The organism is Mucilaginibacter aquatilis, from assembly GCF_009755275.1.
Classification (GTDB): Bacteria; Bacteroidota; Bacteroidia; order Sphingobacteriales; family Sphingobacteriaceae; genus Mucilaginibacter; species Mucilaginibacter aquatilis.
This window is the reverse complement of record NZ_WQLA01000007.1, coordinates 173,767-199,589: the sequence shown is the minus strand read 5'-3', so window position 1 is coordinate 199,589 and position 25,823 is coordinate 173,767. Positions and strand designations below refer to the sequence as shown.

Below are 25,823 nucleotides of genomic sequence, written 5' to 3'. Positions count from 1 at the left end.
ATGGAACGATTTTGCTACGCGCTTGATTTAAAAGATGATGAAGCGCTGATAAAAGAATATGAACGCTGGCACTCAAGTGAACATGGCTGGCCAGAAATAAAAAAAAGTATAAAAGATGCTTCGATAACATCAATGGAGATTTACCGTACCGGTAACCGTTTGTTTATGATTATGGAAGTGAATGAAAACTTTTCGGCTGAAAAGAAAGCGGCAATGGATGCGGAAAACCCTAAAGTACAGGAATGGGAAGAATTGATGTGGAAATTTCAGCAGCCTTTGCCCTGGGCAAAAGATGGCGAAAAATGGATTCTCATGAACCGCATATTTGACTTAAACGCTTAAATAAATACAAATTTTAACTAAGGCCTGTCATTAACGGTATTATAGCCCTACGCTAAACATCTGTTTTTTATAATCTTTTGGTGACAGGCCGGTAAAGCGTTTAAACGTTTTTGAAAAGTACGATAAATCTTCAAAGCCTATTTGCTTACTTATTTCTGAATAGGTCATGCGGCTTGTGGCCATTAGATATTGTGCGCGCTCAACACGTTTTTCGTTAATGTAATGTACCGGTCTGGTGCCTGTATAAAGTTTAAACTGCCTTGAAAAATAATCGGCGTTTTGGTTTAAACGCAAAGCCAGTTGTGCAACAGAAAGATCAGTGTGGAGATTTACCTGAATGTAATTTAAGGTTTCGGCAATTTTGTTGGGTATAACTTTTTTTAACGCAGGTTTAAAAAACTGGGGCGTTAAAAACCTTGATGTAAGTTGCAGTAATATACCCTGGGTTTCCATAAATACACTCAGGTTTTGTTGATTGTTCAACTGCTGGTATTCTTTATAAAAAACATCCTTTTCGTAAATTCTTGGATTATCTGACCGGTTAATTCCTCTTCCCGGATTTATTTCCAGCAGCCTGGCAAATATGCTCTGATCAAGGGCAGAGGCTTCTGCCTTCATTATTTTACGATGATCGGCAAATAGTGAATTGCCGTCGGCAGAATCTTCAAAAAACTGAACAAAGTACTGACCCATGTTTTGCTTGCAAAGCATATCACAAAGGGTAAAGCTCGGTACAATGTAAAGGTAACCGGCTTCAAGTTTATAGGTGCCGTATGAATCTGATAACTCACCCTCACCCTCATTAATATAATAAATGCGATTGTAAGGACTTATTACATTTTTGTAATTCCATTTCGGTCCAAGTTTTACATAATCAACGTTCAGTAGTGAAAATGTATGCTGAAAATTTCTTTTAATCATAACGGTACCGGAATGCTTAACAAAAATATAATATTAATGCATAGTTAGATACGTATTGTTTCGTGAAGTTTAGTACGTCAAATTGTATAATGGATTTAAATGCTGATGTATTGAGGCAGCACGGCATTTTTTTAATTAAAACAACTATCTAACTTTTTTTTAAAATGATGGTTCATTAGTTATACAGTAACAACAAATGAAAGTATTATTGGCAATAATGGCAGCTGTAGCTTTGAGTTTAACAGCGTGCACTACTGATAGTAATATAAAAGCCGATATAGCCGTAAAAGCACAAACTGAGGTGGCTTTTATGGGTGTGAATTACGCGGTTAAAGATAAAGTTGTTACGCTAACAGGTGTTTGCCCGTCATATAAATCAAAGCAGATTGTGTTGCAAACGGTAAAATCAATACACGTTATAAAAGGCGTTAATGAATCTATTGCAATAGGTCCGGTAACACTTACAAACGATTTGCCCATGAAGCAAAGTGTCGATAGTGTTTTGAGCCGGTACCCGCAGGTTTGGGCAAGCGTAATTAATGGAAAAGTTAGCTTAAAGGGAGCAGCTACAAAAGAGGATTTAAATAAACTTTTACCCGCCCTGGCTATGTTGAAACCCGCAGGTTTAGAAAATGCAGTTGTGGTACCAAGGTAACCTTACTAACATTTTGTGTTTTACTTATAATTTTATCGCTGGTTGAATATTTCGCAAAGTACTTCTATCTTACAACCATTAAATCATATCATATATCCATTGCGCAATTACCAGGCTATAATTATACATCCTGATGTCCCTGGCGGAAGATGTTCAGGCTCACTGCATATAGACACATTAGCGGCCGTATTCTCGTCTGATGCATTTACTTATAAAATACCCTTGTCGGCATTAAACATAAGTGCAGGCGGTGCGGGCAACCGTTTTATATTCCTTAAAAACGAAAGCCAAAGTCAAATTTCAATTTATACCTCTGATAAGGCTATACTAAAAGATCCGGTGTTACAGAGTGACAGCCAGTTTAGCCCACAAATAAATGAGGCCCGCAAAACCCTTGGTAGCTTGATTACAGGCAGTTTACTAGTTGTTGTATTGCTGTTGGGCTTAATTGGCGCTTTGTATTTGCTTAAAGATAAAATGGTAGAAGGCTTAGCATCAAGAGTCCCTGCATCATGGGAAAGAGCTGCCGGCGACAAACTTTTTAATGCGCTATCGCTGCAATACAAGTTTATTCAGAATGATTCGCTTAAAAAGGAATTCATGCGTGTAGGTGCGCCATTATTTAAGCAGGTTGAAAAAGAAGGCTATCCTGTTTCATTATACTTTGTTAAGGATCCGTCCATTAATGCATTTGCACTGCCTGGGGGTAAAGTAATTATACAAAGCGGCTTAATTGATAATGCCAAATCATGGGAAGAAGTGATGGGCGTACTCGGGCACGAGCTGGCACATGTTACCCGCCGTCATCATATAAGGGGGATAATTAATAATGTGGGTATTTATACCATACTTGCCGCAACCCTGGGCGATGTTAGCGCACTTGCAGGTACATTTGCCTCTTTTGGCGGCGATTTAGCTTCGTTATCTAACAGCCGCACTTTTGAGAACGAGGCTGATGAGACAGGTTGGGATTACCTGGTAAAAGCCCGTATTAACCCTAAGGGCTTAATCAGCTTTTTTGAAACACTTAAAAAAGATAATCAATCAAAAATGGACACGTTGGTAAACAAAAATGTCGATCTGTCATTTTTATCAACTCACCCAAATACTGATGATCGTATAGCTCATCTCAAAAAAAAGCAAAAGGAAACAAAGGGAAGTTTTAACCCGCTTCCTGATACGTTTGCCGATTTCAAAAAGAAATTACTCAACAAATACTAAGCAAATCATAAACCTCAACATGAACATTAAAATTGAAGGAAAACCTGTTTTTGCCCACGTTATAGTGGAGCTTGACCCGGGTGAAACCATCGTGGCCGAGTCAGACGCTATGTCAAGCATGGCTGCTGATTTGGATATGAAAGCCGCTTTAAACGGTGGTTTTTTTGGTGGACTTGCCCGTAAGTTTTTTGGTAAGGAAAGCATGTTTATAAACTATTTCAGCAATCCAACTAACCAGCCACTTACCATACATTTAACCCAGCCCACGCCTGGCGATATTGAGATAAAGGAGCTTAACGGCGAAAGTTATTGCCTGCAGCAAGGTGCCTATATAGCATCTGAGCCCGGGGTTAAGCTTGGTTTAAGATGGGCAGGTTTGGGCTCATTTATTGGTGGCGAAGGTTTATTTAAACTGGTAGTATCGGGCACCGGAAGGGTGATTTTTGGAGCCTATGGTGGTATAATTGAGCGCGAGATAAACGGCGAATACATTGTAGATTCAGGACATCTGGTTGGATATGGTCCAAATATGAAACTTAAACCTCAGCTTGCCGGCGGCATATTCAGCAGCATTTTTGGGGGCGAGGGTTTCGTAACCCGCGTTGAAGGAAACGGAAAAATTTATATGCAAACCCGAAACCTTGCCGGCCTGGCATCGTGGATTAACAGGCATTTAAGATAACCTATGGAACAGTACTTCACAACAAACGGCAATACGCTTGATGTAAATCTTCAATTGCAACCGGGTTCATCAGCGGCCGAAGTAAAGCTCAACCCGGGGCAGGAATTTACTGCAGAAGGGGGAGCCATGATAGCGATGAGCCCAGATATAACAATGGCTACCACAACTCATAAGAAAGGGTCGGGTAGTATTATGAAGGGTATAAAACGCATGCTTGGCGGCGAAAACTTTTTTCTTAATCATTACACCGCAGGTAAACAGGGCGGAACTGTATGGCTTGGCGCTGTGCATGCCGGCGATATGCTTGTTAAAGAACTTAACGGCGAAGGCTTAATTGTACAGGGTGGCTCCTACGTGGCCAGTACTCCGGGTATTGAAATTGATATGAACTGGCAGGGTTTCAAATCGTTGATATCAAAAGAAGGCTTGTTTTGGCTTGACGTGCGCGGAAAAGGAACCATAATTATAAATTCATTCGGAGCTATTTATCCTATAGATATTGATGGCGAATATATAGTTGACACCGGCCATATTGTTGCATTTGATGAAAGTTTAAACTTTTCACTTACAAAGGCAGGTAAAAGCTGGGTGAGCTCATTTTTGGGTGGCGAAGGCTTTGTTTGCAAATTCAGAGGCAAAGGCACCGTTTGGATACAATCACACAATACATCATCATTTGGATATAGTTTAGGTCCAAGATTAAAGCCAAGATAGTATGGAATTAACAGAAAAAAAAGGATTTGATTTCAGGATGGAATGCAAGCCCGATTATGGCTTTCTTTCAGTTACCGTTCCATCAGGGCATAAATTAAAGGTTGAAGCAGCGGCAATGGCTGCTATGGACACCAACCTGGAAATGAAGACCAAGCTAAAGGGCGGCTTCGCTCGTTTTTTAAGCGGAGAATCTATATTTATAAATGAATTTACTGCAAACAACGGTGATGCGGAGATTCAGATAGCGCCTGCCTGTCCGGGTGATGTTGAACATATTTATTTACAAAACGAGACCATTTACCTCCAAAATACCGCTTTTTTAGCCTCAGCCTATAATATTACGGTTGAAAGCAAATGGCAGGGTTTTACAAAGGGTTTCTTTTCGGGCGAAAGCTTTTTCCTCATCAAATGTTCGGGTACAGGCGATTTATGGTTCAACTCATACGGCGGCATTATACCTATTGATGTTGAAGAAGGTTATGTGATTGATACCGGTCATATTGTAGCTTTTACAGATGGACTTGCGTATGAAATAGCCAGAATAGGTGGCTATAAATCGTTATTCTTCTCGGGCGAAGGTTTGGTGTGCCGTTTTAAAGGTAAAGGCCGTGTTTGGATACAAACGCGTAAAATATCACCATTCATATCATGGGTAAATCCATTCAGGCCTGTAAAGTCAAATAACTAATGTTAACATATTAAGTTAGCGTTTCTCTGCTTGTACAGCTTTTTTATAATTGGCCAACGCTTTATTAAGTGGTTGGCCTTTTTCATGTATACACTCACAAAATACCAGGCAGCCCTTCGGTGATTCCCGTCTGTAGCATTGGCTTTTGCAATCTTTTAACGTGTTACGGGGCATTATAGAAAAAGAGTGTGTTATAGTAAATAGCACAGCCACTATAAGTGCAAAGCAGCCGGCAAAAAACTTAAACGGAAAGCGTTTATCAGTAGGTAGGGGAGCTACCGTTGGCGCTAAGGCTTTAAATGGGAGGATAAATTTCAGCTTATCGTAGTTCCAGCATAACAAATATAAATTGGCCAGTATCATAAGGGGGGCAGATAGTAGTGAGCCCTCAAATCTTACCGACAGTGACAGTATAAAGATGTTGAGTATTATAGGCAAATACAAAAGTGCGCCTAGTACAACTGTACGAGGTATAAGCAATAAAATTCCGGCCAGTATTTGTAAGATGCCTATAAACGTATAATAATACCCGGTATGGAATAGCGCTTCAAGATAGTGGCCCATTGGTTGGTTGTTATGCAGGTTTGTAAAACGTTCACCAGTTATTTTGGGCCAACCTGCAAGTATGAAGCCTGCTGCTAATGAAACCCTGTTAAAAACCGAAAAATATTGCAGCCAAATGTTTGCCTTTGCCTTAGAAAACAGGTTGTCAAGTTTAGATTGGATATTCATTTTTAAAAGTACTTTGTAATGCAAAGCTAATCACAAAGTTTTGAAAAAACAAAAGCCTTCCGTTTATTTCGGAAGGCTTTGCTGAATTTATTTAATCGTTGGTAACTTACTGTTTCCAGCCGCCACCAAGTGCCTGATACAAGTTTACAATAGCCTGCAGCTCCTGTAATCTGTCGTTCACGCTGCTAAGCTTAGCAGTTAAAAGACTTTGTTCAGAGGTTAATACATCGGTATAGTTTGTAGATGAACTATAGCGAAGTAGCTCTTTAGTATAGTCAACCGCTTTTTCTAATGCTTTAAGCTGATTAGCGCGACTGCCTTGTTTGTCAACTGCGGCCTGGTAAGCATATAAAGCGTTCGACACCTCGCCACCGGCAGTAAGTAATGACTGCTGGAAAGTGTAGTAGGCCGATTGCTGGCGTGCCTGTGCGGTACGCAAGCGTGCTTTGTTTTCGCCGCGGCTAAATATAGGTTGCGTTAAACCGCCAATTACACTATAAAAAATGGAATTATCAAAAAGGTTCCTGATTCTTAATGTAGAAACGCCACCTTGTCCTGTAATGGTCAACTGCGGATAAAAGTAGGTACGCGCAAGGTTGGTATTTTCAAACGCCATTCTGAAACCTAATTCGGCCTGTTGCACATCCGGGCGGTTTTTAAGTAATTGCGAAGCCACACCCACCTGTAAATCATGATAAGGCTTTTGCTCATCTAATGAACTGCGTTTAATTGCACCAGGACTGCGTGCAAGCAATATGCTCAACGCATTTTCGGCCTCACGTATGCTGCGTTTCAAATCGGGGATGGTTACCTCTGCCGCATAACGGTTAGCTTCACTCTGTACAACGGCTGCGCCTGTAACAACTGCACTTTCTTTAAGTGCTTTCATGGTTTCAACGTCGGCTACACGGTTTTTAAGCGTTTGTTCGGTAATGCGCAACTGTTGATCTAAGGCCAGTAAGTTGTAATAACTATTGGCAATGTTGGCAATCAACTGAGTTTGAACAGCGCGCTTAGCAGCATCACTTTGTAATAAGCCAGCCAATGCTGAGCGTTTGGCGCTGCTTAGTTTACCCCAAATATCAGCTTCCCAGCTGGTGCTTAATCCCAACTGCGAAATAGTAGTTACCAATGGAAAGGCACCAACAAACTCGGGCGGAAAGTTTAATGCCGCTAATGATTGTTTGTTACGTGTTGCCTGCGCTACACCACTAAGACTTGGCAAAAAAGCGGCCTTACTTTGGCGCAAAGTTGCACTGGCTTCGTTTATACGCTGCACGGCTGTTTTTAAATCATAGTTTTCCTGTAAACCTTCGTTTATAAGGTTTTGAAGAACGGTATCATTGAATAGTTGCTTATAAGGCAGGTTGGCTATAGATGCTGTATCGGTTATGCTGGTATCGCGGTAAACGCTCCCTTTAACATCTAGGCCGGGTGCCTGATACTTTTTAGTAACACACGCCGAAATGCTTAACACTGCTGCCAGTGCCAATAAGGTGTGCGTTTTATATTTGTTAATCATTTTAATGATGTTTCAAAAATGGTAAATGAATAAGGTTAATGAGCTTGAGCCAAAGTTTGGTTTTGGTCATCAGCCGGTTCCGGCTTTTTACCAATGCGCTCCTGTAAATTTTGGAATATGATGAACAGTACCGGAATAACAAATACCCCGAAAATAGTACCGATTAACATACCCCCAACAGCACCTGTACCAATTGAACGGTTACCTTCGGCACCGGCACCGCTTGCCAGCATTAATGGCACCAAGCCCAAAATAAAAGCAAAGGATGTCATTAAAATTGGGCGCAAACGGGCTACAGCACCATCAATTGCGGCTTGAACGATGCTCATACCACCTTTACGACGCATGGCGGCAAATTCTACAATCAAAATGGCATTTTTGGCTAATAAACCAATAAGCATAATGAGCGTAATTTGAAGGTAAATGTTGTTTTCAACATTAAACAGCTTAGCAAATATGAACGCGCCGGCTAAACCTACAGGCAGTGATAATAACACCGCAAAAGGTATAATGTAGCTTTCGTATTGTGCACTCAACAGGAAGTATACAAACACTAAACACAGCATAAATATAAATACTGTTTGGCTACCGCTTGAAATTTCCTCACGGCTTAAGCCCGAAAATTCATAGCCATAACCGGCAGGCAGTGTTTGTGCTGCAACTTCCTGAATGGCTTTGATAGCGTCACCCGTACTGTAACCCGGCTTAGGCGCACCTGTAACCGATATTGAAGTGAACAGGTTAAAGCGGTTAATTGACTCAGGACCGTAAACGCGTTTTAACGTAACAAACTCCGAAACGGGTGCCATTACATTATTATTGGTACGTACATAAATGCTGTTTAAACTACCAATGTTGCCCCGGTAAATAGCATCGGCCTGTATCATTACACGGTATTGTTTACCAAACTCGTTGAAGTTTGAGGCATACAATCCACCAAAATAACCTTGCAGTGTGCTCAATACCGAGTTTACACCAACGTTAGCTTCCTTACATTTGGCTACGTTAACATCAACCTGGTATTGCGGAAAGTTAGTGTTGAAGAACGTAGTAGCGTATTGAATTTCAGGACGCTGGTTTAGCGCTCCTAAAAATTTGCCGTTTACCTCTACAAATTTGCTAATATCGCCACCGGTTTTATCCTGCACCTGAAACTCAAAGCCACTGCTGTTACCAAAACCCTGCAGAGTAGGAGGAGCAAAGAAAATTACGTTGGCACCTTTAATGCCGGCGGTCATTCCAAATAGCTTTCCGGTTACAGCATTAACGTCATGCTCTTTGCCTTCGCGCTGGCTCCAGTGTTTCAGCTTCATAAACAATATACCGTATGAGCCACCTGCGCCACTCAGCAAACCGGTACCACCAATCCGGGTAACCGATTCAACCTCGGGCAGGCTGCGTGCAATGGCGGCAACCTGATCGGCTATTTGCTCAGTACGCTCCAGTGATGATGCAGGGGGTAAACTTACATCGGCCATAATAAAGCTTTGATCTTCGTTAGGCACAAAACCGCTTGGTGTTGTCTTCAACAAATACCAAAACAACCCGGCAAACAAAGCAATACCCAGCATGGCCAACCATTTTTTGGCCGACAGGAACTGAACTGAGCTTTTATATTTGTTGGTCATGCTATCAAACCCGGCATTGAATGCGCTGTAAAAGCGTTGCATAAAACCCTTAGGTTGATGGTCATGATCATTATGAGGTTTCAACAGTAAGGCACAAAGCGCCGGACTCAACGTTAAGGCGTTCACCGCCGATATAATAATAGAGATAGCAAGCGTTAAACCAAACTGCTTGTAAAATACACCTGTTGATCCGGTAATAAATGTTACCGGTATAAATACAGCTGCCATTACCAATGTAATTGATATTACAGCACCGCTGATTTCGCTCATTGCTTCGAGCGTGGCACCTTTTGCACTTTTAGCGCCGTTGCCCAACTTTGCATGCACGGCTTCAACAACTACAATGGCGTCATCCACCACAATCCCAATGGCCAGTACCAACGCAAACAGGGTAAGCAGGTTTATGGTAAAGCCAAACAGTTGCAAAAAGAAGAACGTACCAACAATGGCCACCGGCACTGCAATGGCCGGAATAAGCGTTGAACGGAAATCCTGCAAAAAGATAAACACCACAATAAACACCAGAACGAAGGCTTCAATCAGCGTGTGAATTACTTTTTCAATAGACACATCGAGGAACTCATTTGCGCTGAAGATTGGCATGGCTTTGATACCCGGAGGAAAAGTTTTTTGAGCGGCCTCAATAGTCTTTTCCACCTCCTTGATCATCTCGTGCGCATTTGATCCTGCCGATTGGTAAACCGCAATGGCAATTGATGGTAATGCGTTGGTACTTGAGGTGGTAGAATAATCTAACGAGCCCAGCTCAATACGGGCAACATCTTTTAAGCGCAATATCTGCTCGTTTTTAGCCGAACGGATAACAATGTTTTCGTATTCAACAGGCTTTTTTAACCGTCCTTTGTATTTCAATACATATTGGAATGACTGATGGCTGTTTTCGCCCACCTTACCCGGTGCTGCTTCCACGTTTTGCTCGGCCAGGGCTGCATTGATATCATCAGGTACCAAACCGTAGGTAGCCATCACGTCAGGCTTAAGCCAAATACGCATTGAATACTCCTGCGTACCAAAGGCTGTTGCCTCACCTACACCGTTTATACGTTTAATTTGCGGCAGCAGGTTAATGTTGGCGTAGTTTTGCAAAAAGGTACTGTTAAATGATTTGTTTTCGCTGGTTAGAGCAAAAACCATTACCATACTGCTTTGCTGCTTGCTGGTAGTAACACCGGCCTTGGTAACCTCGGCCGGTAGTAAAGGTGTAGCTTTTGATACCCTGTTCTGTACGTTTACCGCAGCCAGATCGGGGTCAGTGCCTAATTTAAAATATACGGTAATTTTTCCCGAACCATCATTACTGGCGGTTGAGGTCATATAGGTCATGTTTTCAACACCGTTAATTTGTTCCTCTAACGGAACAATAACGCTGTTCATAACCACATCGGCGTTGGCGCCCTGGTACGATGCTGATACCTGTACAGTTGGCGGGGCAATTTCGGGATATTGTGATATGGGCAGCGATGTAAGGCCCAGAATACCGAGTATAACTAAAATGACCGATATAACGGTAGAGAGTACCGGCCGTTCAATGAATGTTTTTAACATAATGGATTTATGTGCTGGTTGATAGATTGCGAAGCGTAGCGCTTCTTGTCAGCTAATATTATTTTACGTCCTGGTAAACCTTATCGGCAGGCTGTACTTCGGCTTTTACCTGGGTGCCATCCTGCAAGGTGGATGTGCCTTCAAGTATCACAGTGTCGCCAGCTTTTAAACCTGAGGTTACTACAAAATTTTGACCGGCAGTAGTGCTCATTACGTTAATTTCGGTGCTTTTAACTTTGCCGGCGGCATCAACTACGTAAACAAAACGTTTACCCTGTAACTCATAAGTCGATTTTTGCGGAACCAAGATGGTGCTTTTTAAATTTTGCGGAATGCTAACCTTAGCGCTACCGCCACTACGAATAAGTCCAACCGGGTTAGGGAATGTTGCTCTGAAACTTGCTGAACCGGTCTCGGTATTAATTAAGCCGCTTACCGTTTCTACTTTACCTTTTTCAGGATAGTTGCTGCCGTCAGATAATATAAGTGATACAGCCGGAAGCTTATTGAGTTTAGCAGCCAAAGTACTGCCTTCAAAAGTGCGGGAGAAGTCGAGCAACTGTTTTTCGTTCATTGAAAAGTAAGCATATACTTTGCCAATGTTTGATATTGTTGTTAAAGGCTCCGTAGTAGTGCTGCTAACCAAACTACCCAGCTTATGAGGAATATTACCTGCAACACCATTAACCGGACTGGTTATGGCAGTATAACCTAGGTTTGTGCGGGCAGTTGCTAAGTTAGCTTTTGCCTGCGCTAAAGCAGCTCTGCGCGCCTGCAGCGTATATTGTGCCGATTCCAGATCGTAATGGCTGATTATATCTTTTTCAACCAACGGTTTTACCTTATTAACCTGCAATTGAGCCGCGCTAACATCGGCTTCGGCACTGCTGATAGCCGCCTGAGCGTTGTTTACACTTTGCTGGTACTGCGGAGCGCTTATGCGGAAAAGCAGCTGGCCCTTTTTAACAACAGCACCTTCATCAATGTAAATTTTCTCAATGTAGCCGTCAATTTTAGGGCGAATTTCAATGTTTTGCTGACCTTGTAATGTGGCTGGGTATTCGTTGCTTAAGGTGGCATCCTGTTGCTCTATTTTAAAAGCCGGATAAGCTTGCACAGGTGGTGGCCCACCGGCTGCCGCGCTTGCCTGCTGCTGTTTGTTTCCGCATGAAGATAAGATCAGCAAACTTGCGCTGATACTTAAAAGGAGATGCGATGTTTTTCTGAAAAGTGGCATAGTGTTAACGTATTGTGAAGTGTTTGTTATGTTTATATTTACTTTTAAGTTTGACAATTTTGTAAAATTCAAGATAAAAAAAATCAGAAGAGCAAATCCATAATTATTTGCTTTCGTGCCTTGATCAGCTTGTTATACCGGCTATCGGTAAGTGCGAACATTTGTTTGTGCAACGGAGCCATCAACAATGGGTAAGTAAGCAGCGAAAAAAGATTAATAGCAAACTGCAAAGGATCCATGCTCTTAATAGTCCCTGCATCCATCTCATCTTTTATATCCTTTAAAAATTTTTTGATCTTCTTTGACTCATCTTCATCGTGATATTTAGATGGATCGAGAATCATTTCAGTCACCAAAAATGTCTCCTGGTATGGAAACTCAGTAACCTCGGCCAAGTAAACTTCAATTAAGCGTTCAATTTTGTCTTTAAACAAAAAATCAGATCCCATTACAGCATCAAACCTTGCGGTAAGTTCCTGCATCGCTTCTCTGAATACCTTTTCAATTAAAATATCTCTTGACCTGAAATAGTAGTGCAGTAAAGTACGGGTGACACCTGCTGCGTCAGCAATATCCTGCGTGGTAGCATGAAGTTTACCTTCGGCAAAAAAGACACGTTTGGCAGTGTCCTTTATTAGTTGTTCGGTTCCTGTATCTCTTGCACCCATTTGTTTGACAAAAATGTCAAACATTTTTGGAAAGAATACGGCGCATTTTTAAATATGAGAAAAAGATGATAAAGGACATTAACCTTGAAAGTACATTAAATACAAAATGGCAGCAAGCGCCGCCTTTTATATTTAAGCTAATTTTGTGTTATAAACGCTGTGTCGTAAAAAATCGCTACCAAAACGGTAGGTAAGTTTTATTTCATAAGATGCACCGCCTAAACTAGTTAAATAACTTGCTCAATTATTTGAAATTCTGAAAATAACCTTTAATCAATTAGAAATTTGTTTCTTGATTTACTTTGAGTACTTTTGTTACTCAAAGTACAAACATCAATGCTAGACGCGCTGATTACATCTAAAACAAGATTAAAGTTGCTGATGAAGTTTTTTCTTAACGGCGACAACAAATCTTATTTGCGCGGTTTGGAAACGGAGTTCGGTGAGTCGAGCAATGCGATAAGGGTTGAACTTAATCGCTTCGAAGATGCTGGGTTATTAATATCAGCGGTAGACGGTAATAAAAAGATATATCAGGCTAACAAAAAGCATTCGGTTTATAAAGACATTTATAACCTGCTTATAAAGTTTGTTGGTATTGATGAAATAATTGAAAAGGTATTACGCCGTGTAGGGGAGTTGCACTCAGCTTATATAATAGGCGACTTTGCAAGAGGTATTGATAATAAGATAATAGACCTGATGCTCGTAGGTAATAACCTTGACAAAATGTATGTTTACGGGCAGGTTGAAAAGGTGGAGCGTTTAATTGGAAGGAAAGTGCGTACGCTGATTGTATCAAATGAGGAGGCGGATAGTTTCATAGAAAACAACCCTCACTTGTTAATATGGAATTGTGACACTGATACGGGCGTTAAAGCCTGATTTATATTAGTTAAATGTTAAATTATAGAACAGCTGTATGGCTTTAAACTTAAAACACTCGCCGTTTGGGTATTTCAGATACTTTTATGACACGTTGGGTAACCAGTTGCTGTTTAATATAGTTCTTTCGGTGTTTCTTGGCCTGCTTGATGGTCTTGGTTTAGCTCTTTTTATTCCTCTGCTGCAATTTGTAAATGATGGCAGTAACGCAGCCTCAACAAATACCATGGGAGGCATGTCTTTTGTAATCCATGCTTTTGGTTGGGTTGGTTTACCTGTAAATTTATTTACTGTATTGGCATTTATGGTGCTGGTATTTGTGGTAAAAGGACTTGTAAATTATTGGCTGTCCATGGAGCAGGTTGATTTGCGTCAGCGTTATATGATTGCGTTACGTATGAAGCAAATAGTTGACTTGGATAACCTTAGCTATCAGGGCTTTTTAAAACTTGACGCCGGACGTATACAAAATGCCGTAACCGCCGAGGTTGGCAAAAATATACAGGCGATGATTCAGTTTTTGGGAACGTTGAAATCTATCCTTGTTTTAATTGCTTACATTGTTTTGGCTTTTATAGCCAATTGGCAATTTGCATTCTTCATTATTGCAGGCGGTGCACTCTCAAATTTTCTTTACAAGCAAATAACTGAAAGCGTTAAAGCTACATCTATCGAAATCTCTAAAAGAGGTAATTTATTCAGTGGCTTTATTATACAAGCAATACAATCTTTTAAGTACTTAAAAGCAACGAACTATTTTCTGGGCTTCTCGGGTAAGTTGAAGGATGTTATCGACGAGGTTGTTAGGCTTAACCGCAAAATAGGCAGGTGGCAATCAGTAACGGCCAGCACCCGCGAGCCTGTAATTATTTTGATTGTAGCCGTTGTTATTATTGTTCAGGTGAACTTTATGGGTAGTTCATTAGGATCAATACTTTTAAGCTTATTACTTTTCTACAGAGCACTTAACGGTTTAGTGCTGGTACAAATGTCATGGCAAGGCTTTATGCAAAACCTTGGCGGCCTGCAAACCATTGCCGATTTAAAAGTTCTTATGCATGAGGAGCGCGAAGTTCAGCCTGAAACAAGCTTCGCTAAGTTTGAAAAAAGTATCGAGCTCCGGAATTTGACCTTTTGCTACAACAGCAAACCTGCCTTAAGTAACATCAACATGGTTATTCCAAAAAACCATACCGTTGCATTTATTGGCGAAAGTGGATCAGGTAAATCAACTTTAGCTAACGTTATAACCACATTATTAAAAACCTCCGATGGTGAGTTTTTGGTTGACGGAAAAAATATTTACGATTACAACCTTGATAGTTTCAGAGGTCATATTGGTTATATCTCTCAGGAACCGGTGATATTCTCTGATGACGTTTACAACAACGTTACCTTTTGGGCGCCACGCACTCCTGAAAACGAGGAAAGATTTTGGAGCGTAATTAAGAAGGTATCGCTGGTGGAGTTTGTTGATAACTTGGAAGATAAGGAAAATACTACGCTGGGCGATAATGGTATATTAATGTCGGGTGGGCAAAAGCAACGAATATCTATAGCCCGCGAATTGTTCAAGCAGGTTGATATATTGATTCTAGATGAAGCAACCTCAGCTCTTGATTCGCAAACAGAAAGATTTATTCAAGATAGTATTGATGAGCTACAGGGCGAGTATACAATGATTGTAATAGCTCACCGGTTATCAACTATAAAAAATGCGGATACCATCTACTTATTAGATAAAGGACAACTGCTTGCATCGGGCAACTATAATGAGTTGCTTGGCATTTCAGAGCGGTTTCAAAAAATGGTATCATTACAACACGTTTAATCTCAATTAACCATACCAATAACCAAACATTCTATAATATGAAATCCAACTTAAAAGCACATATACAGGGCGGCCAAACACCATCGGGTAAAGTGCGTGTTAGTGGGGCTAAAAATGCCAGTACACGTTTGCTTAGTGCTGCTTTGATTGCCGATGAAACTGTTACCCTCAACAACTTCCCTACCGAACTGGTTGATGCGCGCTATAAAATGGATTTCATTGAAAAGTGTGGCGGTAAGGTTACGGTAGATGAAAAATTAGAATCAGTTACGGTTAACCCGGCCGAGTATAAAGACATTGAACTGGGCGATTATAATTACCCAATCCGTACTACTTATTTACTGGTAGCCGGATTAATAAAAAGATCGGGTATTGCACGCATACCATATCCTGGTGGCTGTAAAATTGGCGACAGGGGTTACGATTTGCACATGATGGTATGGCAACAGCTTGGTGCAACCGTTACTGAAAAGCCTGACTATATTGAAGTTAGTGCGCCAAACGGCTTCCAGCCTGGCGAAATTAACTTCCCAATATCAACTATTGGAGGTACAGAGAATGCTCTGATCTCAGCCTCTATTGTTGACGGCGAAACCATTATTAAAAATGCTTACATCAGCCCTGAGGTTGATAGCCTTATTCAGTTTTTACGCACATTAGGTGCTAAAATTGATGTGGTAGGTAACAGCTTTATCCGAGTAGTAGGCGCAAAATATCTGCGTGGCTCTATTTTTCAAGTAATGCCAGATCGTATTGAGGCAATTACCTGGATTGTTTACGGCATCATATCTGGTGGTCGTATAACTGTTGAAGACGTACCTTTCGATACCATGGAAATTCCGCTTATTCATCTTAAGCACATGGGTATTGATTTATACAGGAACGATAAAAACGTTATAGTATCTCCGGAGTGTTTAACTAACGGACAAATTCAACCATTTGAACTAGCCTGTGGTACTCACCCTGGTATCATATCTGACATGCAGCCGTTTTACACTATGTTAGGCCTGCATGCAAACGGAAAAAGCCGAATTTTTGACTACCGTTATCCGGAACGTTTAAAATATTGTGGCGAACTGAATAAATTTTACGATAACGCCCTTACCTGGACACCCGGTGCAATAACCGTTGAAGGTGGAAAAGGCATAACCGGTGCAGATGCGCAATCAACAGATTTGCGTGGTAGTATGGCTGTAGTAATTGCAGGCTTATTGGCACAGGGAAATTCAACTATACACAATGTTGAAATGGCCTTGCGCGGTTACAACAACATGGAACAAAAGTTGCGCAACTTAGGTGTTACCATCACTGTTGAATAAGCACAGTCAATCCGCTGTTTACCTATGAAAGCATTTAGTAATTTTAATTTACGGGAATACAACTCATACCGTTTGAGTGCTGTATGCCGCAATGCCTACTTCCCCGAGTGTGACGAGGATATCAGAACGTTGTTTTCTGATCCGAATGCTAAGAAAATTGTACTCGGAGGCGGGTACAACATTATTCTTTCGCAAGATTACTATGATGCCGATTTTGTAGTTTTTTCAGGCACTTACAACAATATCTCGCTTGTGGGCGAGGATAAAGTATTGTGCCAGGCCGGTGTTGACATGAAAGAGCTTAGTGAGTTTGCTTTAGCAAATGAGCTTACCGGCTTAGAAATTTACTACGATATCCCCAGTTCATTAGGTGGCGCAGTTGTGATGAATGCCGGTGCAGGTGGCGAAGATATTAAGGCGCTGCTCATTGAGGTTTATTATTACGACCCTAACACTGATACTTTTAATACCATCAGCGTTAGCGATATAAACTTCGAATACCGGAACAGTTTTTTCCAAAAGAACCCTGAAATGATTGTCTGTCGTGCTCTGTTGCAACTGAAAACGGGCAACGCAGATGAGATTAAAGCCAAAATGGACAAGACCAAGGAGGCTCGCTGGGCAAAACAACCACGCGAATTTCCAAACGCAGGCAGCGTTTTCAAGCGTCCGCCCGGAAGGTTTGTTGGTCCTATGATTGATGAACTTGGTCTTAAAGGTTTTGCAGTTGGCGGGGCAAAAGTATCTGAAAAGCATAGCGGTTTCATCATTAACTATGCCGATGCGAAAGGTTCTGATATACTTTCACTTATCAGTAGTGTTAAGGCAAAGGTACAGGACGCGTTTGGTGTTGATTTAGAAGTTGAACAAAGGGTAATATAGATTACTATATGAGCAATGTTGCTTTTTATTTTTCCTCTGTTGTTGGTATAAATACCGGTAAAGGCGGCGCTTATTATAGCTTGCTCACGTATCGCAATGAATTACAGCGCGAGTATGGTACTCAGGTTATACATTATAACGAACTGAGCCATCCTACGGTTATTGATGCGGAAACAGACGTTTTGCTAAAACCAGCGCAATCATTTACAGAGAAATATAACGAACTCTGGAAATACTTTAAAGAGTACAGGCCTGAGGCAATATTTTCCTTCTCTCAAAAGTCGCTTACTTTATTGTTGAGGTGGTTTTGCCTTATTTATGGATGTAAATTTATTTACGTTCGTGCGGGCGGGGGTAATTACAAGCTTACCCAGTTCTTTAATAATATCATCTTCTACTCCAACGAAAACATGGAGTTTTGTAAAGGCAAACAGGTGAAAAACTCGTATTTGGTTAGTAACAGGGTGGAGGTACCTCAACCTAATAACCAAAGAGTTTCACAATTTACCACCGCAAATCCTGCTGAGGCTGATAGCTTGAAGATACTTAGGGTGTCGCGTATTAACTTTAAATACCTGCAAACGTTTATATCGGCCATTAACCAGCATAAACGCTTTAAAGAAATGGGTATAAATGTTGTTACCCACCTAATAGGATATGAAGAGGACGCTAAGGCTGCTGAAGAAATAAAAAAGCAAATTGAAGGCGTTGAAGGAATAAAGCTGTTTACTGATGCCGAACACACCAGTAACACCCAAGAACTGATACCTTATTATGATATAGTAATAGGAATTGGCCGTGGTTTTTGGGAAGCGGTAGCATACGGTAAGCTAGTTTTGGGTTTTGCCTCTAACTCGGAAGTGCCGGTATTAGTTACCCCTCAAAATATTGATACTTTTATTAAATACAATTTTTCGGACAGGGTAAAGCTTGATAGCTTCGAAACATTTGTAGATGCCTATCCAAAATTCAACAGCAACGAATTTACAGATAGTTATATAAATGATCTCCGAACTGTTTTTGATGAGCATTATTCATCTGCATTTTTGGTTCAGAAACTTAAAAAGGTGATTGCCGATAGCCATAAAGAAGACTTTATGAGCTTAGCAAATTCCTGCATGGTAATCGATAACCGCGTAGAATTTAAACAGGGCATCAAAAAAATAATAAAGGGAACGAAACCAAGTGTCAAATAAGATAACTTATAAATCTGCATAGTTTTAAATGATATCTGTTATTATACCATGTTATAATTCTGCCGGGTTCCTGCACAGAGCTGTAGATAGCGTTATTGCGCAAACATACGGCGATTGGGAGTTGATACTGGTAAATAACAATAGTAAGGATGATACGCAGACAGTTATTGAAAAATATGTACAGCAATACCCTGACAAAATAATCGGAGTAAATGAATTGGGGCCAGGATCGGCAGCAGCGCGTAATTGCGGATTAGCACTGGCAAAAGGCGAGTGGCTACAGTTTTTAGATGCAGATGATGAGCTAAAACCAAACAGGTTTGAGCTACTGGTGAATATTGATGTTGTGCATGAAGACGATATTATAACAACTGCTTACAACTATATTGAAGATGGAGTTGTGAAAAATGCAAATGCACTCCATCAAGATGAAGATGTTTGGTTAAGATTAATCAACTCACAACTGGGCCGCACCAGTGCCGTACTATGGAAAAAGCAGGCTGTTGTAGCCGCTGGCGGATGGGACAATGACAAAACATCATCGCAGGAGTATAACCTGATATTTAAGATGCTGAAGAACGGAGCTCGTTTAACATCATTTGCCGATAGAACGGTTAACATTCATGCAACCGCTAATTCAATCTCCAGATCAGTAGATAAAACTAAGAGGTTGAAAATTGTTAATAATTATATTCGACTGAGAGAAAATATAAGGGCGTATTTGAAGCAAATTGGTGAATTGACAAAAAGAAGGCAAGAAGCAATAGACAGCCTTATTTTCGATAATACGATTCAGTATTTTGATTTGGCTCCTTTAAAAATGTTTCTCAAATCAATAGCCTGTAAGTCAATTGCTTTAAAGCACAGGCTTAAGTGTTATAAAGCAGCGTTGAGCCAGCTAAAAAGCTAAATGGTTGTTTTGCAAACAATAAATTAAGTTTAAGTGAAAGTATTACACGTAAATACCGTAGATTTTGGTGGTGCTGCTACAGCATGTTTACGCATACACAAAGGTTTGCTTAAACATGGCATCGATTCAAAAGTTCTGTTTTTACAACGTACAAAAAATAATGCCGAAACTTATGAATTTATCGGTCCGCAAAAAGGTAAATTAGGTAAGATAGCAGATAGAGTTACAGGTAAAGTAAAATATTTGCGTAACCGTGCTAAGGTAGTTGCTTTGCAAAGCAAGCTTAAGCCTGGCATGATTTACTCTGAGCCTACGTCTGAATATGATATTACACAAAGCCCGTTATACCAGGAGGCCGATATTATTCAGCTGAACTGGGTGCGAGGCCTTGTTGATGAACCATCTTTTTTTGCTAAAAATACTAAGCCGGTGGTTTGGCGCATGCCCGATTTGTATACCTGCGGCGGCGGTTATCATTATGAGCTGGGATTTCCGTTTAAAGCGCTTGAACCGGAGCTTACCACCAACGAAAAGGTAAGAAAGGAAGCTCTTAAGGGGGCTGATTTGACCATGGTCCCCATATCAAATTGGGTTAAGGAAAAGGCCGATAAAAGCGATATCATAGGTAGGTTTAATAAAAGGGTTATCCATAACGGAATTGATAGCGAGGTTTTCAGACCACATGATGCTGTTTTTGCTCGCAAGGTTTTCAATCTTCCGTTAGATAAAACTATACTTCTTTTTGGTTCAGACATTCCACATGATGAACGTAAAGGCTACGGGTTACTGCTGGAAGCATTGAAACAAATAGATAACTCAAGCCTGTGTATTTGCGTGTTTGGAAGCGGGGTGGTCCCCGAAGCAGCTAATGTTTACCAGGTTGGGCATATCAATGATGATCGTTTATTGAGCGTCCTGTATTCTGCGGCTGATTACTTTGTAATGCCATCAGTTGAAGAAGCTTTTGGGCAGGTAACCATTGAGTCGGCTGCTTGTGGAACTCCGGTAGTAAGTTTCCCTAACGGAGGAAGTAAGGATATAATAATTGAGGGCCTTAATGGTTGTTTAGCTACCAACTTTACGGCTGATGCATTAGCTATAGCCCTTAAAAAAGCGCTAAGCACAAATTTCAACCGCGAAGCCATCATTGCTGATACGCTTAAGCGCTTTAATATTAACGATAAAATAAACGAATACATATCACTTTATAAATCACTGTTAAGCACAAGTAGTTAATGAAGCTTTCTGTAATCACTATAAATTTTAATAACGCTGCCGGCTTGCAAAAAACTATGCAATCGGTAACCAGCCAAACTTTTAACGATTATGAATACATTGTTATTGATGGCGGATCGACCGATGAAAGTGTTGATGTTATTAAAAAATATGAATCAGGCCTTACTTATTGGGTAAGCGAGAAGGATAAGGGTATTTGGAATGCTATGAACAAGGGTATAGCAGTTGCCAAAGGTGATTACTGCATATTCATGAATTCAGGCGATTACTTAGTAGCTCCTGATATATTGCAAAAGGCATCAGCTTACTTAAACGGTAAAGAAATAATATACGGTGATGTATATTTCATTTTTGGTAATGGCTCGGTTACAACGCCTGTGCACGAGCCCGATATGGACTTGTTTAAACTTACCTATACCAATTTACCCCACCAGGCAACTTTTATTAAAACCACTTTGCTTAATAAGTTAGGGGGCTATAAGGAGGAATACAAGGTAGCGTCAGACTGGTTTTTTCTGGTTCAGTCGTTAATTGAGCATCATGCTCAGTTTGAAAAGATTCCTCTCATTATAAGCTATTTTGACAAAACCGGTGTGTCGAGCACTACCGATTCAGGACATGAGGGAATTGATGCAATAAGGCAGCATTACCCATTTTTACTTCCTCAAATTGAGCGCAATAATGAGTTGCGATATTACCAGCTTTCCAAACCACATCAGTTGCTTAAAAAGCTGTTGTTTAAAATTAAAGGTAAGTAATGAATACAACCAGTTCAGTACAACCCAAAGTTGCTTTCGTTATTCCTTATTACGGAAAGTTTCCGGCGTACTTCAGCCTGTTTTTTGATTCTGTCAAAAATCTTCCGATTGATCTTATCATGTTTGCCGAACAGCAGCCTGCAATGGCCTTACCGGCAAATGTTAAGATTATACTTAAGCCCTACGCGCAAATACAAGAGCTTTTCAATAGTAAGTTAGGTATAAAGGTAGCTTTCAATAAACCTTATAAGTTTTGCGATCTTAAACCGACATACGGTTACATTTTTGAGGAGTATTTAACAGGTTATGATTTCTGGGGATCTGTAGATACCGATCTTATTTTGGGCAACTTTAGTAAGTTCATTAGCACGGAGTTACTTAACAGTATAGATTTTTACAGTGGCATAAAGGAATACGTTTCAGGCTCATTCTTTTTGCTCAGAAACACAGAGCGCTGCAATAAACTTTTCATGAAAAGCCGCGATTGGCAAAAAAGCTTTCAGGAAATTGAGTATACGGGTTTTGACGAATGCGGAGGTAGCTTTTTTAAGCAATTAAAAGACGGCGCAAACATTAAAGATTTAAACACCAATATACAAAGCTTTACCGAGCTTGTATTTGATGAGCGTAAATTGGGTTTACGATGTCATTTTGAAGATACATTGCTTGAGCCGCAAGGCGAAGAGCCGGTGACGGTAAATCAAAATCAAATTTTGTACAGAGGCGAAGAGTATTTACTGGTCCACTTCATATATTTTAAAGCCACCTACTATTTTTATATAAATACACAGCTTAAGCCGCCGTATTACATCAATAGTTTAGGAACTTTTAAGAAATTTCCCTCCAAGGTGAATATGCTCTTATCAGCAAATTTTGTTAACGCCTGCCGCAACAAAGTAAACATCAATTTAAGGAAGATAGACAAACGCTTAAAAATCTAATGATTAAAAAAATCGTATTCAGGGTAGAACGCTGGTTTTTAAAGTTGAAAAGTGAGCGGATAAAAGGAGACTTTAAGCGTTGTGGAACTAACGTTTCGGTTGATGCTACCTGCCAGGTAATTTACCCGCAAAACTTTGCAATTGGCGACAATTCCCTCATAGCACCTTATACAACCATCTACGCCGCTTTTGGGGTTACTGTAGGTAAAAATTGCTTAATATCAAGTAATTGTGGAATTTCTTCAATAAATCATGTTATAAACTCTGATGATCGTCATCGCGATGATCAGGACAATATCAAATATTCGAAACCTGTAGTTATTGACGATAACGTATGGATTGGTATGAATGTATGCATTCTTCCCGGCGTAACAATAGGCAAAAATTCAATTATAGGATCTGGTAGCGTGGTTACCAAAAGTGTTCCGCCTAACGAAATATGGGTGGGTAACCCTGCAAGGTTTATCAAAAAACTCGAATTAAACGCATAAACGTACAGCAATGATATTAGAAAGAATTGTAACGCTTGCTAACGAGCATTCCAAAGTTCGATTTTTAGCAATGGAGCGGTCTTTAAGGGCTACTGGTTGTACGTTGCCGCTTTACGTAATTCCGTATGATGACAATAAGTTCGAATTACCTGAGAACGCAACATGGTGGGAAATGCCCGAAATTACGGGCTGGATTGATAAGAATAAGCTATGGCCTGCTTTTCGCAAAATTCAATGCCTAACCTTACCTAATTACCAATTTGTAGACAGCGACGTTATTTTCTTCAAAAATCCTGAAGATACACTTGAGCCGCTTAGCGGCTTCATTACCTCATGCACGCATTGGATGGCGCCCGAACATACTTTCACGGACGAAACATTGCGGTATATAAAAGCTAAAACAACTACCTGGACCAGATTGGTTTTTAACAGCGGCCAATTTGCCTGCGATAAGGTGCTCTACCAGGCAGACGAATTAATGCGCTTTTGTGAGACTAATTTTACCGAGACGTTATTTCATAAAAATTACTTATACAAAGATCAGCCTGGTATAAACATTTTGGTTAACTGTGCCGATGTAGAAATAAGTAATGTGACCATGCCTCCTGTATCAATGGCATCTACATGGGCTGGTGATTATACAGACGAAGCTTCTTTTGAACGTTTTGAAAAACACGATAAACCTTATTTTATACATTGGGCCGGTGTGCCGTTAACCAGCCGCAATTATATACATCAATACTTTTTTAAGTTTTTAACCGCAGAAGAAAACGCTGCATTTAAGTTGGAGGGTGTAAAAAAACTTAAATTTAAAGACCGGATGAGGATTAAAATAAAGGCTATCCTTAACATCCTAAATAACTAAGTGCTGTAAAGCATAACTACTTTTAATAATGCTTAAAGAATTAGACGGTTTCAGAGCACTGGCGGTGACATTGGTTGTTCTGTTCCACGTAGGTTTTTATATTAATGCCATACCCGGTTTCAATGAGATTATTGGAACAGGTTATTTAGGCGTTCAGGTGTTTTTTATTTTAAGCAGCTTGTTACTTTCAAGACAGTATTTGCTTTACTACCCTCAAACTACCGATAAGAAGCAATACACTATAAGTTTTTTCAGAAAGCGGCTTCTAAGAATAGTGCCCCTTTATTTAGTCTCATCGGCGGTACTTGCCATACTCAACTACCAAAACTTAACATTCTCACTCTGGAACATCATCAAATATGTTTTATTTATAAGTGATGACTTGCACATAAACGTTGTTACATGGTCGTTGTTGGTGGAGGTGCGCTTTTACCTGCTACTGCCGGTAATAATGGAGATTCTCTTTTATTTAAAGCAGCGTAATGTAAGCGTATTTGTAGTGCCTGTTGTTATCATATTGTACTCCTATACATATCGCTATGTGCAGCTTACGTATTTTAATGACAAAGACATGCTTGAAAGGCTATACTCGTCATTATCATCTAATATTGATTGCCTTGGCTGGGGAATAATCGCAGCTATCATATTTGAAAAATACAAGGCGGTATCGCTCAGACAAAACCTTACCGTGCCTGTAATACTTATACTGCTGATTGCTATTTACGCAATTATGCACGTAAGATATCACCATTATTTTCCCGGCTTACAGAAGCTCATTGTGCCCGTAAACAATATGCTGTGGACATCACTTATTACCTTAATAATGCTCGCAAAAACAACTATATTCAACAAAGCATTATCAGCCCAGGTTGCCGTATATATATCAATGCTATCTTACAGTATTTACCTTTGGCATTTGCCAATAAGGGTTTACATTGATACGTTGCTTAATAAAATGATGACTGGTGGCTTGGCTAAGTACATGATGCTGACCGAGCTTGCCTTGGTAATTGTTGTAACCATGATAGTATCAGCTTTAAGCTATCGTTTCATTGAAAAACCTTTTTTGAAGAAGAAGGTAGCCTGATATTGATTTTGCATTAAATAACCGGACATGAATTTCTCAATAGTCATTCCCACCTGTAACCGTAACAAACTGCTTGGTATTTGCCTGGAGAAGCTCTTGCCTGGCGTACAAACGGGTAATCATAATTACGAAATTATTGTAACCGATGATAGCACCGGTAACATTGCTAAAAGCTTTATTGAAGAGCACTATCCTCATGTGAGATGGGTAGCGGGCCCTAAATGCGGACCTGCGGCGAACCGTAATAACGGCGCAAAACAGGCACAAAACGAGTGGCTGATATTTTTGGATGATGACTGTGAGCCGGATAATAATCTTATTGATAACTATGCTGCTCATATTCAAACCAACCCTGAAATTCAGGTAATGGAAGGGGCGATATATTCTGATGATGTAATTGATCCGCTGTTCACTGCTCCAATAAACATAACAGGCGGCCACCTATGGTCATGCAATTTTGCAATTGCTAAGCAACTTTTTGATAAAATTGGGGGCTTTGATGAAAACTACAAATTTCCAAATTTAGAAGATAACGATTTAAATAAGCGCGTAAGATTGGCCGGTAATAAAGTACCTTTTGTAAGTTCGGCAAGGGTTTACCATCCTCCTCGTCCAATTGCATCTCCGCAAAAATTTGCCCGTTACCACGAAAGTTGGATGTACTACCATGCTAAGTTTGGTGAGCCAAAAACCTTAAAAGATTTACTGGTAACCATATCAAGAGCGCGGTTAACTACTATCAAGAACGCTCCTAAAGGTTTAGGTTCTGCAAAAGCACTCTATAATTACTTTGTTGAAATTATTTTAACGGTTAACAACAGCCGTAAATGGAAAAAAGTGTAATGC

Annotated in this window: 25 protein-coding genes; 19 read left to right on the top strand and 6 right to left on the bottom strand. The window is 40.3% G+C overall.

The features are described 5' to 3' along the window. A complete protein-coding gene (locus tag GO816_RS16835; protein WP_157543118.1) occupies positions 1-342 on the top strand; it encodes an L-rhamnose mutarotase in 342 nt (113 codons plus the stop codon). Positions 343-381: 39 nt separating this feature from the next. On the opposite strand, the gene GO816_RS16830 is transcribed toward GO816_RS16835, so the two are convergent. After that, the gene (locus GO816_RS16830) at positions 382-1,263 is read right to left on the bottom strand and encodes a helix-turn-helix domain-containing protein (protein WP_157543117.1); all 882 of its coding nucleotides are present in this window, start codon (positions 1,261-1,263) and stop codon (positions 382-384) included. A gap of 196 nt (positions 1,264-1,459) precedes the next feature. On the opposite strand from GO816_RS16830, the gene GO816_RS16825 reads away from it, so the two are divergent. The 5 genes from GO816_RS16825 to GO816_RS16805 are packed head-to-tail and all read left to right on the top strand — an operon-like array spanning position 1,460 to position 5,223. Further along, entirely contained in the window at positions 1,460-1,918 is a 459-nt protein-coding gene (locus GO816_RS16825; protein ID WP_157543116.1) for a BON domain-containing protein, read from the top strand. Positions 1,919-1,960: 42 nt separating this feature from the next. Further along, a complete protein-coding gene (locus GO816_RS16820; RefSeq protein ID WP_157543115.1) occupies positions 1,961-3,139 on the top strand; it encodes a M48 family metallopeptidase in 1,179 nt (392 codons plus the stop codon). Positions 3,140-3,158: 19 nt separating this feature from the next. Further along, positions 3,159-3,821 (top strand): TIGR00266 family protein, encoded by a 663-nt coding sequence (locus GO816_RS16815; protein WP_157543114.1) that lies wholly within the window; start codon positions 3,159-3,161, stop codon positions 3,819-3,821. Positions 3,822-3,824: 3 nt separating this feature from the next. After that, on the top strand, positions 3,825-4,535 hold the full coding sequence (locus GO816_RS16810; protein ID WP_157543113.1) for a TIGR00266 family protein: 711 nt from the start codon (positions 3,825-3,827) through the stop codon (positions 4,533-4,535). A 1-nt stretch (position 4,536) separates the two neighbouring features. Further along, positions 4,537-5,223: a TIGR00266 family protein gene (locus GO816_RS16805; protein ID WP_157543112.1), complete on the top strand. Its 687-nt coding sequence runs from the start codon at positions 4,537-4,539 to the stop codon at positions 5,221-5,223. 15 nt (positions 5,224-5,238) lie between these two features. On the opposite strand, the gene GO816_RS16800 is transcribed toward GO816_RS16805, so the two are convergent. The 5 genes from GO816_RS16800 to GO816_RS16780 form a co-directional block, all read right to left on the bottom strand. Continuing rightward, a complete protein-coding gene (locus tag GO816_RS16800) occupies positions 5,239-5,955 on the bottom strand; it encodes a DoxX family protein (RefSeq protein ID WP_157543111.1) in 717 nt (238 codons plus the stop codon). A 106-nt stretch (positions 5,956-6,061) separates the two neighbouring features. Then, on the bottom strand, positions 6,062-7,477 hold the full coding sequence (locus GO816_RS16795; protein WP_157543110.1) for an efflux transporter outer membrane subunit: 1,416 nt from the start codon (positions 7,475-7,477) through the stop codon (positions 6,062-6,064). 35 nt (positions 7,478-7,512) lie between these two features. Further along, complete coding sequence (locus GO816_RS16790) at positions 7,513-10,671, bottom strand: efflux RND transporter permease subunit (RefSeq protein WP_157543109.1); 3,159 nt, start codon at positions 10,669-10,671, stop codon at positions 7,513-7,515. Between the two features lie 58 nt (positions 10,672-10,729). After that, complete coding sequence (locus GO816_RS16785; RefSeq protein WP_157543108.1) at positions 10,730-11,908, bottom strand: efflux RND transporter periplasmic adaptor subunit; 1,179 nt, start codon at positions 11,906-11,908, stop codon at positions 10,730-10,732. An 83-nt stretch (positions 11,909-11,991) separates the two neighbouring features. Beyond that, a complete protein-coding gene (locus tag GO816_RS16780) occupies positions 11,992-12,600 on the bottom strand; it encodes a TetR/AcrR family transcriptional regulator (RefSeq protein WP_232336605.1) in 609 nt (202 codons plus the stop codon). Between the two features lie 357 nt (positions 12,601-12,957). On the opposite strand from GO816_RS16780, the gene GO816_RS16775 reads away from it, so the two are divergent. From GO816_RS16775 to GO816_RS16715, 13 genes are read left to right on the top strand one after another with little or no spacing between them, the layout of a single operon-like run. After that, a complete protein-coding gene (locus GO816_RS16775; RefSeq protein ID WP_198171550.1) occupies positions 12,958-13,461 on the top strand; it encodes an ArsR family transcriptional regulator in 504 nt (167 codons plus the stop codon). Between the two features lie 37 nt (positions 13,462-13,498). Beyond that, positions 13,499-15,292 carry an ABC transporter ATP-binding protein gene (locus GO816_RS16770; RefSeq protein ID WP_157543105.1) on the top strand — a complete coding sequence of 598 codons (1,794 nt, stop codon included), beginning with the start codon at positions 13,499-13,501 and terminating at the stop codon, positions 15,290-15,292. A gap of 38 nt (positions 15,293-15,330) precedes the next feature. Further along, a complete protein-coding gene (locus GO816_RS16765) occupies positions 15,331-16,611 on the top strand; it encodes a UDP-N-acetylglucosamine 1-carboxyvinyltransferase (RefSeq protein WP_157543104.1) in 1,281 nt (426 codons plus the stop codon). Positions 16,612-16,635: 24 nt separating this feature from the next. After that, the gene (murB, locus tag GO816_RS16760; protein WP_157543103.1) at positions 16,636-17,493 is read left to right on the top strand and encodes a UDP-N-acetylmuramate dehydrogenase; all 858 of its coding nucleotides are present in this window, start codon (positions 16,636-16,638) and stop codon (positions 17,491-17,493) included. A gap of 8 nt (positions 17,494-17,501) precedes the next feature. Further along, positions 17,502-18,689: a glycosyltransferase family protein gene (locus tag GO816_RS16755; protein WP_157543102.1), complete on the top strand. Its 1,188-nt coding sequence runs from the start codon at positions 17,502-17,504 to the stop codon at positions 18,687-18,689. 28 nt (positions 18,690-18,717) lie between these two features. Beyond that, positions 18,718-19,599, top strand: coding sequence for a glycosyltransferase family 2 protein (locus tag GO816_RS16750; RefSeq protein ID WP_157543101.1), 882 nt, complete (start codon positions 18,718-18,720; stop codon positions 19,597-19,599). A 33-nt stretch (positions 19,600-19,632) separates the two neighbouring features. Beyond that, complete coding sequence (locus tag GO816_RS18995; RefSeq protein WP_157543100.1) at positions 19,633-20,835, top strand: glycosyltransferase; 1,203 nt, start codon at positions 19,633-19,635, stop codon at positions 20,833-20,835. Next, the gene (locus GO816_RS16740) at positions 20,835-21,593 is read left to right on the top strand and encodes a glycosyltransferase family 2 protein (protein WP_157543099.1); all 759 of its coding nucleotides are present in this window, start codon (positions 20,835-20,837) and stop codon (positions 21,591-21,593) included. The genes GO816_RS18995 and GO816_RS16740 overlap by 1 nt, the downstream gene beginning before the upstream one ends. Continuing rightward, positions 21,593-22,534: a DUF6625 family protein gene (locus GO816_RS16735; protein WP_157543098.1), complete on the top strand. Its 942-nt coding sequence runs from the start codon at positions 21,593-21,595 to the stop codon at positions 22,532-22,534. Before GO816_RS16740 ends, GO816_RS16735 begins: the two co-directional genes overlap by 1 nt. Beyond that, on the top strand, positions 22,534-23,025 hold the full coding sequence (locus GO816_RS16730; RefSeq protein ID WP_157543097.1) for an acyltransferase: 492 nt from the start codon (positions 22,534-22,536) through the stop codon (positions 23,023-23,025). The genes GO816_RS16735 and GO816_RS16730 overlap by 1 nt, the downstream gene beginning before the upstream one ends. Positions 23,026-23,035: 10 nt before the next feature. Continuing rightward, positions 23,036-23,890, top strand: coding sequence for a hypothetical protein (locus GO816_RS16725; RefSeq protein ID WP_157543096.1), 855 nt, complete (start codon positions 23,036-23,038; stop codon positions 23,888-23,890). 28 nt (positions 23,891-23,918) lie between these two features. Continuing rightward, on the top strand, positions 23,919-24,977 hold the full coding sequence (locus GO816_RS16720; RefSeq protein WP_157543095.1) for an acyltransferase family protein: 1,059 nt from the start codon (positions 23,919-23,921) through the stop codon (positions 24,975-24,977). A 27-nt stretch (positions 24,978-25,004) separates the two neighbouring features. Next, positions 25,005-25,820 carry a glycosyltransferase family 2 protein gene (locus GO816_RS16715; RefSeq protein WP_157543094.1) on the top strand — a complete coding sequence of 272 codons (816 nt, stop codon included), beginning with the start codon at positions 25,005-25,007 and terminating at the stop codon, positions 25,818-25,820. Positions 25,821-25,823: the final 3 nt, after the last annotated feature.